This window comes from Pseudoalteromonas sp. R3 (genome assembly GCF_004014715.1).
Lineage (GTDB): Bacteria > Pseudomonadota > Gammaproteobacteria > Enterobacterales > Alteromonadaceae > Pseudoalteromonas.
Genome location: NZ_CP034835.1, coordinates 4,326,764 through 4,341,534 on the forward strand (window position 1 = coordinate 4,326,764; position 14,771 = coordinate 4,341,534).

Below are 14,771 nucleotides of genomic sequence, written 5' to 3' on the forward strand. Positions count from 1 at the left end.
GATCGACATCGGTCAGTGTCAAATAATCGCTTAACGCTCAAGTAAGCCAATAAAAAAGGCCATTTCCAGCGCCTTTTCGTGCAGGCTTTTAAAACGACCCGACGCACCACCATGTCCGGCATCCATATCAGTTTTAAACAACAGCAAGTTATTATCCGTTTTCAATTCGCGCAGTTTGGCTACCCATTTCATTGGCTCCCAGTATTGCACCTGAGAATCATGCAGACCCGTTGTTACCAGAATATTAGGATAGTCAGCGGCGCGCAGGTTGTCATAGGGTGAATACGCCAAAATAGTACGGTAGTCTGCCTCATCGTTCGGATTGCCCCACTCATCATATTCATTAGTCGTCAGCGGGATGCTCTCATCCAGCATAGTGGTTAGCACATCCAAAAAGGGCACATGACAACCGATACCACGATATAACTCTGGTGCCTGATTCACCACGGCCCCCATCAGCAGACCGCCGGCACTGCCGCCAGAGGCAAACACTTTGTCCGCAGCACCATATCCTTGCTCAACCAAAGCCCGGGTGACGTCCTCAAAGTCGTTAAAGCTATTTTGCTTATGCGCCTTTTTACCTTGCTCGTACCAGTTGCGACCAAGCATCTCTGAACCACGAATATGCGCAATGGCATACACAAAGCCGCGGTCCAGCAGACTCAATGTGTTAGTCGAGAAATTCGGGTCTATGGTGATCCCGTAAGCGCCATAACCATATTGCAACAGCGGGTTGGTGCCATCTTTACTGAACTTATCTTTACGATAAACCAGTGACACAGGCACCTCGACGCCATCACGCACAGGGATATGTAGTCGTTCAGAAGCATAATAGTCAGGGTTAAAGTCGCCCAGAACTTTTTGTCGTTTCTTCAGGGTCTTTTTACCCCCGACAAGCGCAAAATCATAAACACTGCTTGGGGTTGTCAGGCTTGAGTAATAAACCCGAACCGTTTCAGCCTCAGGCTCGGGGTTATAGCCCAATCCGGCAAAGAAGCAGGCATCGTCAAACTTAAGCTGATAACTGTTACCCACATAATCATGCACAACAAAACGTATCTGGCCAAGCTCTCGCTCCGTCACCACATAGTGACTGTGGAACAGCTCCATGCCTTCAAGCAACACATGTTCACGATGCGCAATCAACTCTTGCCACTGTTCAGGGTTGGCCAGCGTCTCTTTGGTCGCACGTAACAGACGGAAATTTTTGGCTTCCCGGTTAGAGACCAGATAGTAATATTCACCCAGCTTATCCAGACCATATTCATGGCCTGTGGTTCGGGTCAGTAAGCGTTCAAACTGACCTTGTGGCTCATCGGCCGACAGCGCCAGGATGTCTGTGGTTTCCGTGGCGGCCAGATGAATGTAGATCTCGCTTTCATCTCGACTCTTACCCAGCCCCATATAAAACTGACGGTCCTGCTCTTCATATACCAGCTGGTCATCGCTTTGCGGCGTACCTAATACATGACGATAAACCTGATAGCCCAGCAGGGTTTGCAGGTCTTTACGCACATAAAACACGGTTTTATTGTCGTTGGCCCAGACCACTTCCCCTTCGGTCTCAGTCAGTACGTCACTCAGCATCTCACCACTTTGTAAGTCTTTAAAGCGCACGGTATAAATGCGTCGCCCGTCAGTATCTTCACTGTAGGCCAGCAAATTATCATCAGGACTAACGGCGATATCACCCAGTTCAAAAAACTCGTAAGCCCTGGCGAGCGCGTTGACATCCAGCAGTAACTGTTTGTCACTCATGGCTTCATCGCTGCCACGGTAATGACGCGAGTATTCATCGTCGCCACTGACTTCACTCATATACCAATAGCGCCCATCTTTAACGGGCACCGTATTGTCGTCTTTTACAATGCGGCCTTTCATTTCTTCAAACAACTGGTCCTGCAATGCTTTATGCTCGCCCATCACCGCCTCACAATAGGCGTTTTCGGCATGCAAATGGTCCAATATCTGCTGGTCCTGACGATTATCGTCACGCATCCAGTAGTAGTTGTCTGTCCTTTGATCCTGGTGGTGGGTCATGATGTGTGGCACTTTTTTAGCCACGGGCGGGGTCAGCGTTTTGGTCACTCACTTGTTCCTAATTTGTTAAAAACCATTGTGACCCTAACATAGCAAATAAACGCCTGAGATGTCATGTAATTCACTGCAAGCAACACAGGCGCTCTGTAAAACTAAAAAGGCCAGCAAATGCTGGCCTTTACAGAGTTTAAATATGGCAGGCGTTAGCCTTGCTGCTGGCTCACCTTATTACGGTTGAACACCTGCTGCGCAGCTTTGCCAATCGCACCGAACACTTCGCCAAATACCTTGCTGACATCAATCAGGATGATATACAAACAAGGGACCAGAATAAGCGTGATGAGTGTCGCAAACAACACAGCAAAGCCCAGCGAAACCGCCATAGGAATAACAAACTTCGCTTGCAGGCTGGTTTCAAAGATAATCGGCACAACACCCGCAAAGGTGGTGATTGACGTCAGAGTAATAGCACGGAATCGTGCACAACCTGCTTCAACAACCGCATCTTTAAGCTTTACACCTTCTTTGCGCACCTGATTCACATAATCCGTCATAACCAGCGAGTCATTGATAACAACACCCGCTGCTGCAATCAGACCGTAGGTCGACATCATGCTCATATCCAAACCAAAGAACCAGTGTCCCCAGATAGCACCGACCAGGCTGAATGGGATAACAGACATAATGATTAATGGCTGACCATAACTCTTAAGCGGGACTGCCAGCAAGATGTAAACAATAAACATACCAGCAATAAAGAACATCATCTGCTCATTAGCCTGTGCCTGATCTTCTTCAATATCACCACCCAGTTCGGTTTTCACCTCGGGGAATTGCTCCATCAATTTTGGCAGCAGGTTTTTATCTATGTTTTCAACGACCTGGTTTGGCTCAATGACCTGTTCGTCAATATTGCCGTAGATATAGACAGTACGATAACCATTTTCACGACGGATATAGCTCACCCCCGGGCGTTCAACAAACTCAACCACATCACCCAGCATGACGTCTTTACCCTCTGGTGTTGTGATGACCGTGTGCTTCAGTGACGAGAAAGCCTCCCGGTCCAGTCGCGGATAACGTACCATGACCTTGATCTCTTCGCCGTCACGGATCACCCGCTGGGCCTCACCACCATAGAAGCTCATGCCCACCTGGTTACCAATATCTGACAGGCTCAGTCCTAAATCATATGCCACCTGCTTCAATACCAGCTGTACCTCTTTACTTTCGGGGTCAATGCTAGAGCTCACGTCAAACAGGCCTTTTTCCTGCTGCAGCATAGAAATAAACTGACGGCCCGCCGCGTTGAGCATGTCTATGTCCGGACCATACAGCAGATAACCGAACTCACCTTGCCCCTGACCTTCATCATTTACATCATCAATGACAAGCAAAGATTTTACACCCGCGATATCTGGCATATTTTCGCGCCAGCGACGAGACAATTCAAAGGCATCAAACGGACGGTCTTCCTCTTCTACCAGAACAGCCAGTACGTTTCCTTCGGTACGTCCTTCGTTCCACACCATGATGTCTTTGATCATACCCTGACCGAACTCTTGCTCCACCTCTTGCTCAACATCCAGCATCATTTTTTCGATGGTGCTGAGCGCTTGCAATGTTTGCGAGTCCGACGCATTGTCGTTCAGCGTCAGTTTCACCATAGGGTAATCGTGTGGCACTTTGGGCATTTGAACAAAACGAACCTGATTAGAGGTGATTAGCGACACGCTCAATACCAGCATACCGATAAACCCACACAGCACGGTCCAGCGCCATTGCACACATTTTTCGACCAGGTTGCGATAAGGCCCATTAACGAATTCGAAGAAGCGTTTGTTAAATTTGGCACGCCAGCTGCCTTCACGCATAGGCTTGAATTTAGTATGACCAATGTGCGCAGGTAAGATCCATTTAGACTCGATCAGGCTGAATGCCAGACACAGCATGACAACGATGGCAATAGATTTAAAGAATGCCGCTTCGGGTCCACTTGAGAACACCATAGGCGCAAATACCGCCATGGTCGTCAATACACCAAAGGTGGCAGGTGTCGCAACACGCTTAGCCCCGATGACCACATTATTCACGCCCGGTCCTTTGCGTTCTATTTCCGTGTAGGCCGCCTCCCCTATGACTATCGCGTCATCGACCACGATCCCCAGAACCATAATGAACGCAAACAGGGAGACGATATTCATACTGATCCCAAACACTGGCATCATCATGATCGCACCCAGGAAACACACAGGCAGGCCCACCATCACCCAAAACGCCAGTTTAAAGCGCAGGAAGATGGTCAGCATAATGGCTACCAGGATTGCCCCCTGGAACATGTTCTTTTTCATCATGTCCAGACGCGCCTCAAGGTAGTAAGTCATATCAACAAAAGCGGTCAGTTCAACCCCTTCCGGTAAGGTCTTGTTCTTTGCCTCTATATAAGAGTGAATTGTATTGGCGATAGGCACCATGTTTTGATCATTGGTTGCCCTGACCGACAGATATGCGGCATTGACACCGTTAAGCTTGAAGTAAAATTCACCTTCAACAAAGGCGTCTTTGATCTCAGCAACGTCCTGTAACAGCACCTTAGCGCCGTTTGCTCCTACCTTAACCGGAATGCGGCGGAACTCATTACCGCGGTATTTCTGGTTCTCCACCCGTACTGAGATCAGGCCAGCATTGGTGCGGATCTGACCTGCTGACACATTAGTTGAATAACGGCTAATTGCAGCCGCAACCTCTTGCATCGACATGTTGTAACGACGCAATGCATCCGGGTCAACTTCAATGGCAATTTCGTACTCCGGGGTATTGCGGTCAACCAGAGAAATATTAGACAACTGTAACAGTTCATCTTCAACTTCTTTGGCCAACGGCTTGAGCTGCGTTAATGGCAGATCAGCCACCAGTGCCATCTGCACAACATCTTGCGTAAACTCAATTTGCTGCACTCGGATCGGCTCCATCGAGGCCGGAAAGGTTGCAATCCCATCGACCCGCGAACGCACTTTATCCGCCACATCGGCCAGATCGGCGCTGGTGTCTATCTCCAGCTGAACGCTCCCTCCATTACGGAACGAACGATAAACCGCCTTGTCAATCTCAGTCACGTCCTTAAGCGCTTCTTCCACTTTAATCAGGATACTCTCTTCGATTTCCTGTGGCGAAGCACCTGGGTAGGTCGCATTTACTGAGATCAGGTTCAGTTCAATACTCGGAAACATCTGCCGCTGGATCGTAAAATAACTGATGATCCCCATGATGAGGATAAAACCCATCATCAGATTGGCAGCAACCGAGTTATTTGCAAAATAGGCAATTAGCCCTGTTTGCCTGGGTGTATGTTGTTCACTCATTGTCCGTCCCTGCCGTTATAGCTTTTCCAGGCTGGTGCCCTGTGTGTTTGACTGGTCAGCCCCTGCCACTTTTACAGCCATACCGCGCTGTGGATATTCAGGTAAGGTCACGACCACTTTGTCACTGTTATTAAGCCCTTCTGCAACCAGGAAATACTCCCCTTCTTCACGGACAACCTGTACTTGTCTGGGTTCCAGTTCAGTCTTATCGTTTAACAACCACACGGTTTGATTATTCACCAGCTCCTGAGGCAGTCGATAAATCTGCTTGAGGGTTTTGCCCAGGAAACTCACCTGAACATAGGTACCAAACTTCACTTTAGGCTGATCGCTGTTCAAACCATATGGGTCATCAATACGAACCACCAGGTTGCTCATTCGGGTCTGGGTGTCTACCGTACCCAAATCACGATCAATGTATGCTTCTCGAGAAAAGCCACTCACCCCTTTGCTAAACACAGTCGCTTTCGTTCCGCTGACCGTTTCTGGCAAAAACACGGAGTCGAATCCAGCAATCGGGATCACCACTTCTGCTTGTTCAATGTTGTTGAGCTGCGCCACAACGCTGCCTGTTGAGACAAACTGACCCAGACCTACGTCACGAGACACGATTAAACCATTGAATGGAGCGACTACTTCACAATTGTCCAGGTCGCGCTGAGCACGCATCAATGCTGCTTTGGCCGATTTAACCGCGGCTTTAGCACTCATTACCTGAGGCTTGCGTAAAAATAGATCGGTGTGCTTTTTGTTGGGAAAACGCTTAGCTTCATCTGCCGCTACCTCGGCCTGTGCCTGCTCTTCGATCAACGCCGCCTGTGCACTGGCCAACTGGGCTTCCGCTTGTAGTACCGCCGCTTCGTAATTGTCTTTTTCAATGCTAAGCAATACGTCGCCCTTCGCTACTACGCCACCTGCTACAAAGCTGGGGTGCCAGTAAACGACCTCTCCTGCCACCTGAACAGACAATTGCGTTGTTTCCAGTGGCATGACTTCGCCGTAACTTTGGATAAGCACCTGATGATCCTGTGCCTGAACCGACTCAACCTGAACAACCGGGCGTGTATCTACCACCTGTTTTTCTTCTTCGCTCTTCGCAACCGCATTCACGGTTACGAAACCTGCCCCCCCAAGGCCTAACGCAACAAAGGGAAAGATCCATTTTAGTGCTTGTGCTTTCATGACTTTACCTATTGATATTTTCCTACCCACTATCTTACCAACATACTGACGTTCAATAACGTGACATTTGTAAGAATCTGTTACTAATTCAGAGAAAAGTTTTCAGTTGACTTTTAGTGTGGTGGTAATCCAATAATAAAACCATTAAAAACATAAAAGTAACTGCAATTACAAAGCTTGCAGCCAATCCGGGCAATGCCATATCGAGCAACCAGCACAACGAATAAAGTAACAAAAAAGACACAAAAGCAACTGGTATGACCTTGCAGACACGACCAGTAAGCTGCTCTGTCATTAATGTGCCCGCCTTCGCACCCAGTTGCCACTTTATTTGCCATACCGGTTTATGCAGTAATGCCAGATAACCCAGTAAGCCATACAGACCTACCCCGACCAGCATTATCATAAGTGTACTTAATGCAATACCGGTGTAGGCGCTTAACCTGGCCGACTTACTCATAGCAAGAGACTGTCGGGTCATATTTATCACCTGGAACACGCTTTGTGTACTGTCTTGTACGCGCAGTAGCGCATTCAGATCAGATTTTTCCAGCTGTTGCCCGGGCGCTAGTCTGACCGTCAGATTGGTAACAAAGAAGTTATGTGGCAAATAAACAATGTCAGGGGTACCCAGAGTGGGAGAGTAAATATCGGCAACAATGGCCTGTAACCTTACCGGGCGCTGATTGCGTGAATACAAGGTGGTGCCAACATCTTCGAGCGTTAGTCCCAGTTTAGTTGCCAGACTCAGAGTGAGGATCACGGCCTCTGCGGGCGCATCCAGGGTCAGTTGCTGTGCACTGAACTCACTGCCCGCAAGTATCTTTTGTCCGACGGTTGCAAAATAGCCCTCACCACTCCACTGCCCAAAAGCGGTCAACTGCTGCGCTGAATCGGAGTTAGTTCCTATGGGCTCAACCCAGGACATCTCCAGAGGATGATTCGCTGAAAGGCTTACCGCCACTATCTGAGGCTGTGTCAGCAGTGCCCTGATATTGGCCTCACTGAGCTGGCGCCTGGCTCGTGCTTTTTGCTCGCTACGCTCAAAGTCCAGCTGCTGTAACTGTACATGCAACAGGCCATGGTCATCAAACCCCTGGGCAGTATTCATCTGTGTTCCATAATGACTTAACAACCAGATACTGAAACACAAGACCACTGCCCCTACCGTCAACTGCCCATTAACCAGCAACTGGCTGAGCCAGCCTGGCAACTGCCTCGTCTGACCTTTGCCAGAGCCGCTGAGCTGCTGTCTCAGGCCTCGTAAATCAACAGAGCGAAATACACTTTGAGCAAACCCCCAGGCCAGGCCTAAAGCCACCAGCCACATTGCCAGATACTCAGACCAGGATACATCCAGCCAGGTAATGCTTCCCAACACGGCATGACCCCAGTATTGCACCAGTGCCAACAAAGCCGGCGCTAACACGGTCGCCACGAGTGCTGACAGCGCAAATAGGGCTGTCGCATGCATCAGCACCTGACGAAACAAACGAGACTGGCGAGCACCCAGTGCCAGATGCAGCGCCAGTTGTGATTGACGGCTCTTGAAGTCCAGTAAATATAAAGCGAACAAATTACACAGTGTCACGACAATAACACCCACCGCAGCGCCGAATAGCCAGCGCCCGGTTTCCTGAAGCGCCCCTTTGAGCTTAATCGTGAGCGGACGAAGCGTCAGCGCCAGCTTTGTCTCCCCAAAACCATATTGTTTTGCCAGTTCATTGACCTGACTACCGAGTATCTGCGCCTGCGCCTGCAAGACTGCATTGGCCTGTGGCAAGGTCCGGCCAACCAGCATCACATTATTGCGGATCGCCATATGCGCAAAGGGCGTCATATCCGTTGCGGTATGACTGAAAAAAGGTAAGAACACATCGCTTTGTTGCGCAGCCCGAAAGAGCTCAGGCTCCTGATTGGTTTCAGCGAGGATCCCCACCACCTGAAAACGCCGGTCATCGAATTGAAGTATCTGTCCCGTAGCTTGTTGCGTTGACAAATACTCGCGGGCAAAACGGGCACTGACAACAACCTGGGCGACGCTCTGAGGCTGCTGGCCTTGTATGGTCGAGGCTGAAAAGTAGTGTCCGCTTTGCAGCGGCATCGTAAATAATGAAAAGTAACTGGGTTCAACCAAAGCCGCTGAAATACGAGGCTGCTTTGCATGATTAAGATAGAGCATATCGGTGTAAAACACCGGGGAAGACACCTCGAATAAACCCGGCGTCTGGTGCAAGGCCCAGGCTGCAGGCGCGGACAAAGACGCACTCAACGTGGTTTCACCCTGCTCGTTAAACAGTGTCCCTTCAACCCAGGCTAGTCGCTCAGGCTTATCATAAGGCAAAGGACCATGGGCCTGCCAGGCGATAACTCCGGCAACCAGCAAAGCCGTCATTGCACTGGACAGTAAGGTGACAAAGACCAGGGTCATTCGCCAGCGGTGATATAGTGCCTGCAGTGCATCCTGAAGATCTGACAACATCTCGCCACACTCCCTCAGGCGGTCACAATATGTACTGAATCGCGCGTGTGGCTGCCGCCCACGATTTCACCATCCAGCAAACGGATCTGCCTGGGGCCATGTCGGCATATCTGGGGTCATGCGTCACCATACAAATAGTGGTGCCCTGTTGATGTAACTGCGCAATCAACTGCATCACTGCATCGCCACTTTTTGAGTCCAGGTTGCCTGTAGGTTCATCTACCAACAAAATACTCGGGTTGGCCACCAATGCCCGGGCAATGGCCACGCGCTGCTGTTGACCACCAGAGAGCTGATCGGGCTTGTGAGAAGCACGATGTGACAACCCCACTTTTTCCAGACAAGTATGCACCGCATGTTGCACCGCCTCACGCGACACTTTCTCGCTGCTATAACGCAATGGCAATGCAACATTATCGAATACCGACAATTCATCTATCAGATTAAAAGACTGAAAAATAAAGCCGATATGGCGGTTTCTTAATTCTGCGCCTTGATCTGCGGTTAAAGTACCGACCTCGGTGCCCTGGATTAGGTATTGCCCGTCACTGGCTTCATCCAGCAACCCCATGATAGAGAGCAAAGTAGATTTACCACACCCAGAAGGGCCTGATATGGAAACAAACTCTCCTTCATCTATCGTCAGACTTATCTGTCTTAGCGCATGGGTTTGCAATTCTTCGGTTTCAAACACTTTGCTGATGTGCTTCATTTCTATTATATGTGTCATATTTTCCCCGCTGACAAACCGGCACCCTATTGTGCCATATTTGACCCTTAAAACCTTAATCCAGTGCGACTTGCACGCCCTGCTGCGCCAGATTACTCAGATCGGAAATAATCAGGCGTTCATCTTTCTCAACTCCCTGTTCAATCACCACAAAACGACCGGCCGTTACGCCAAAACGCACGGTTTTCAGCTCGGTCGAACCATCCTGCGATAATCTGTACATCTGGGCGGTTTGTTGTTCTCGCACATTCGCCGGGCGGCGGATATACAGCGCCTGATCCAGTTTTGCTACGGTAATACTTGCATCAATGCTAAGCATCGGTCGGGCAGCTTTTGGCAGTGCCTGAGGTAACGCCACTTCCACCTTAACACTGTTATCAACCACGACCGGATCGATTCGGCTGACCGTGCCATTGACTTGCTGGTCGCGGATCCGCACTGTCACAGCCTGACCCGGTGCAACTTTTTGTACCTGAGATTGCGGTACTCGCAGCTCGGCGAGCAAATGTGTCTGACTGCCGATCAAAGCGGTTTCGTCGCCCACACTCAGTCGCTGACCTACCGCCAGCGGCATACGCTCCAAAATACCCGCAACGGGCGCCGTGATCGTCAGTGCAGCTAACCTAGCACGGCTGCGCGCCAGCTCCTGGCGTCGGATAACAATACGTTGCGATGCCAGCTGCTGCGCACTGGCATGAAGCTTTTTTAGCTGCTCCAGGCGCTGTTGGGCGCTTTGCATTTGGCGAGTCAGATTGACAACACGTGACTGAGTCTGGGCAAATGCCAGTTGTGAAATGATCCCTTTCTCAGCAAGCCCTTGCTCAGCCTGCTGCCGTAATCGGGCTGTTGCTAAGTCTCCGGTCAGTTTATCCAGAAGCGTTTGTTCACTGAGAAACTCCCGCTGCTGATTGAGTGTGAGCTGTTGCAGTGCCATATCACTGTCCTGCAAAGCCTGTTGTGCCTGCGCAACCGCCAGTGACAGGTCCGGGTTATCGAGCGTTGCAATCACCTCTCCGACGGATACCGATGCCCCCGCTTTTAGGTGGATCTGTTTCACCACAGCATCACTGTCGGCAGTGATCAAATGCTGCTCTGCACTGCGAAGCACACCAAAGCTGTCGACGCCAATCGCCAGCGGTCCATATTCCACTGTCGCTATCAGTACTTCGTGACGTCCCAGTCGGGTGATCTGATCGCTGGGGCCGGCCAGCCACACACTCACCGCAAAAAAAACGCCCACCAGAGCCCACATCCAGCGACGCCAGCGGCTGGTAGGTTTAGGCGGTTTAATTAGATCCATATTTCGCTCCGGATATCTTGATTCTATCCCCCTGGAGCCAATTTCATGCCAGAAATTTATCCATTAAATATCAGCACCTTACTATTTATAAAAGACGTATTTTGGCAGAACCGGACGGATTTTCCGGAATTGAAACGCAAACCGGCCAGATGTGGCACAATGAACTGAAATAAGTTGGGGGGCGGGAAAGTAAATAGGGAAGTCACGCAGACTTCCCCAGGTCTCGGGCTTAGATGGCCTTGTCACGGGCCATAAATGATTAAAACCGCTACCTGACGCCTACCCTCAGGTAAGTGTCAGGTAGTGGTGGATTTACTGTAAGTCGTACACACTCTTGATGCGGTTGTTCAGCCACGCTTCAAAGGTATCTTGGTCCACCAGTTCAGCGATACGGCCTTTGAACTCGCTGTAGCCTTTTTCATTGTAAAACTGCTTCAGTCTGAGCACTTCTTCGTGACGTGATGACATGCCACTGCCAGCCTTACGCACCGCACGGTCAAAGTAGCCTGATCTATGCTTAGCACTGCTCACGTAGCCGCTGATGTCACGATCGCTCCACTCATTGTAGATTAAGTCGTTACCACTGCCACCGGTGCCGGATGGGATCTCATCACCGCGTACAAACAGAATATCGCCGCCGCCGCCGCCATACAAACCAATATCTGAATAGGTCGAAATTGCCGCTAAGAAGTCTTTGCTGCCACCGCCGCTGAGTTCACAATGACCGCGTTCACAGACCAGAATGTCCTGCCCGCTGCCACCCCAAGATTTGGCACGGTTACCCCATGAGCCACCACCGGAATCGACAATGATATCGGCCCCTGAGTTACCGTATAACCTGTCTTTGTTACCATCATTACCAAAGATGATATCTTCCCCGTCACCCCCTGAGATATTGTCGCCATCCCGGTTACCAAACAGCACGTCGTTGCCGTTCTCACCTTTAATGTCGTCTGCACCATCATTGTTGTAACCACTGATGCGTACGCGATGTACCACACCATCGTGATCGGTGGCAATCTCCGAACCACCGGCAACCCAGTCGTTACCGTCGCCTGCGCGGATCTTATCTTTACCGTCACCACCAAAGATCAGGTCATTACCACGACCAGTCTGGATGGTGTCATTGCCATTGAGGCCATACACTGTCATATCGCGACCAACACCGGTTGCCGACAGGGTATCGTTGCCATTTGATAACTGCACCTCAACTTCTTCTACGGCGTTACTGAATGCGCAATGCTGATAGCCTGCGGAGTAAGCAAACACATACTCATCATGCTCTTCCACAAACAGGGCAAGATTACTGTCGAGCGCGCGTAGTTTCCACACCCCATTGTTCAGCTCATTGTCGAAACTGCCGGTCTGCATATGACAACGCGCGTATGCGGCAGTCAGACTGTCTGGTACATTACCCACCGGCGTACAGGAATATTGCTCGATGCCGCTGATATTACTCTGGATACTGCCGCTTGACCCTTCCGTCAGACAGTCCATGCCTGTGCCACCGTCTACTTTCTCATAGTCGCCATAAGTGTAAATAATGTCATCGCCTTTACCGGCATACACATAATCCACTTTATTACCGGTTAAGATGGTGTCATTACCGTCACCACCATATACCAGCTGATGCCAGTTCAGCGCTGTACCGTCGTATTCTTCACCGTTGTCAGCCAGATTGACCTGAAAACCATTGTGATTACTCACATCGAAGGTCTCACAGCTGCCAGCGTAATAGACGGTTACCAGGGCATCGTCGCCTTCGGCGGTCAGCTTCTCACCACTCACATTCGGTGATACCGACAGGTAATTCATGTAGGGGTTTAAGGAGTTATCATCGGCAACGGCTATTTTTGAACGGTCCAGGCCTTCACAACTGGCCGGCGCATAGTTAGCACAACTGGTTGACTCCACGTTTTCGAAGCGGCTCTGGATCGTACCTTCATCCCCTTCTTCAACACAGTCTGCGCCTGCGCCGCCATCCACACGCTCAAAGTCTCTAAACGTATAGATCTGGTCATTACCGCCGTTTCCATACACGTAATCGACTTTATTGCCGGTGAGAATAGTGTCGTTCCCTTCACCACCATAAACCTGTTGATGAAAATCCAGGTTCGCACCATTGTAATATTCACCACTGTCCGGCAGGTTCACGTGTAGCCCGTTATAGCTACTGCCGTTGAGCACTTCACAGCGGCCATTGTACGAGACCACAATAGAATTCTGAGTTCCCCTCACGGTCAGCGCAGTGTCAGCCAGCTTAGGGCTCAATGCCAGATAAATCATATATTGATTTTCAACATGCTCGCCGATGTCTATCTGGGTCCGATCCAGGCCATTACAGTAAGCGCCAGGTGCAGCCAGCCGCGTGGCAAGCGCGCTGTTGGGCAGCAAGGTCAGCGACAGCGCCGCTGCCAAGAGTGCCTTTTGATAAACCACCATGTTAGTCTCCATGAGTTAAGTAAAGATTTGCGCAAAGAAATCTGGATGGTGGAATTTATAAGCCACAATTGTGCAATGACTATGGACTCAGACTGGGTAATAAGGATGAGTTTTACTGCCAGCAAAGCGGGTAAGAACACAGACCAGGAGGATGTATTGGCTTGATGAAACAGCCTGAATAATAGAAACAGGCAGGAAAAAATGAAAAAACGAAAGCAAAGAATGTGACGTTTAATTCACACTGAGCCCCGACATACGGGGAGTTGAAAAAGCTTCATCGTACGATAACGCACAACATACATCTTAATCTGTTTACATAATAAAACCTATGCACTATGAATGCATTCATAAAGTTTCAATAATGTATGGGCTAATCTGGCAAAGACTCTTATCTAACAAAGCCTTTATAATTCATGATTTTTACCTAAAATCATGTCACTTATACACACTTTGGTTGCGTAGCGGTAAAAATTTTCGGGTACAAATCAACCCTTTAACACTTTACATTTTTTAAACAGCTGTTAAATTACACTGAGTATAATAATAAGCAACAAAATGTAACTTCACTGTTTTAATATTCATATACGGATGTACAATGAATACACGTCAACGATTGAACTGGCTAAACAGCGCCCGACGGGACATTCAGGCGTCACTGCGTAGTCTGCGAATACAACAAAAAATGTCGCAAGCCGAGCTGGCCAAAAAAATGTCCGTTCCGGTCGACCAATCCACCATCTCAAACTGGGAAAGTGGTAAAACCATTATGGACCTGGAACAGCTGCTGGATATTCTGATGATCTTCGGCAAAGACTGGAAAAGCTTTTTTGGTTTTTTAGCCGATAACGCCGAAAAAAGAACAACAAAAAAACCATTACAGACAAAACCACCTATGGAACCAAAAGCAGAAGACAAGGGAGAAGACTGATGCATTTTATTGAGATGATGCTTTCCTCTGTCGTTTTTATCGGCTTAATTCTCACTTGGAAAGATTATAACGCCAGATGGTTGTTTTCCTTAATGCTTCTCTTACAGCTCGTCGATATGACTGTTAATCCTATAACGATTAGTTGGACTAGGCATTATTACCTATGGTGTTTGGTATTAAATATTTGTTTCCTAGCGCTCTTTCTCACCAGAGGAGTTCAGGCAGAAGCGTTATACAAACTTACTAAAATCGAATTTTTTAAGAAGGCAAGAGAACGTTATGTACTCACTATTCCAGAGTGCTGT

7 protein-coding genes and 1 pseudogene are annotated in these 14,771 nt (G+C 49.2%); 1 reads left to right on the forward strand and 7 read right to left on the reverse strand.

The annotated features are described in order from the left end of the window. Positions 1-30: 30 nt before the first annotated feature. From ELR70_RS24080 to ELR70_RS24110, 7 genes and pseudogenes are all read right to left on the reverse strand, one after another. On the reverse strand, positions 31-2,088 hold the full coding sequence (locus ELR70_RS24080; RefSeq protein WP_054016101.1) for an oligopeptidase B: 2,058 nt from the start codon (positions 2,086-2,088) through the stop codon (positions 31-33). 155 nt (positions 2,089-2,243) lie between these two features. Further along, positions 2,244-5,402 (reverse strand): efflux RND transporter permease subunit, encoded by a 3,159-nt coding sequence (locus tag ELR70_RS24085; RefSeq protein ID WP_054016102.1) that lies wholly within the window; start codon positions 5,400-5,402, stop codon positions 2,244-2,246. Positions 5,403-5,417: 15 nt separating this feature from the next. After that, a complete protein-coding gene (locus ELR70_RS24090) occupies positions 5,418-6,584 on the reverse strand; it encodes an efflux RND transporter periplasmic adaptor subunit (RefSeq protein ID WP_054016103.1) in 1,167 nt (388 codons plus the stop codon). An 88-nt stretch (positions 6,585-6,672) separates the two neighbouring features. After that, positions 6,673-9,066 carry an ABC transporter permease gene (locus tag ELR70_RS24095; protein WP_054016104.1) on the reverse strand — a complete coding sequence of 798 codons (2,394 nt, stop codon included), beginning with the start codon at positions 9,064-9,066 and terminating at the stop codon, positions 6,673-6,675. A gap of 14 nt (positions 9,067-9,080) precedes the next feature. Further along, positions 9,081-9,796, reverse strand: a pseudogene (locus tag ELR70_RS24100) (ABC transporter ATP-binding protein). Positions 9,797-9,851: 55 nt separating this feature from the next. Next, positions 9,852-11,096: an HlyD family efflux transporter periplasmic adaptor subunit gene (locus ELR70_RS24105; protein WP_054016106.1), complete on the reverse strand. Its 1,245-nt coding sequence runs from the start codon at positions 11,094-11,096 to the stop codon at positions 9,852-9,854. 312 nt (positions 11,097-11,408) lie between these two features. Beyond that, positions 11,409-13,538: a calcium-binding protein gene (locus ELR70_RS24110; protein ID WP_054016107.1), complete on the reverse strand. Its 2,130-nt coding sequence runs from the start codon at positions 13,536-13,538 to the stop codon at positions 11,409-11,411. 595 nt (positions 13,539-14,133) lie between these two features. Here ELR70_RS24110 and ELR70_RS24115 point away from each other — a divergent pair. Further along, positions 14,134-14,466, forward strand: coding sequence for a helix-turn-helix transcriptional regulator (locus ELR70_RS24115; protein WP_054016108.1), 333 nt, complete (start codon positions 14,134-14,136; stop codon positions 14,464-14,466). Positions 14,467-14,771: the final 305 nt, after the last annotated feature.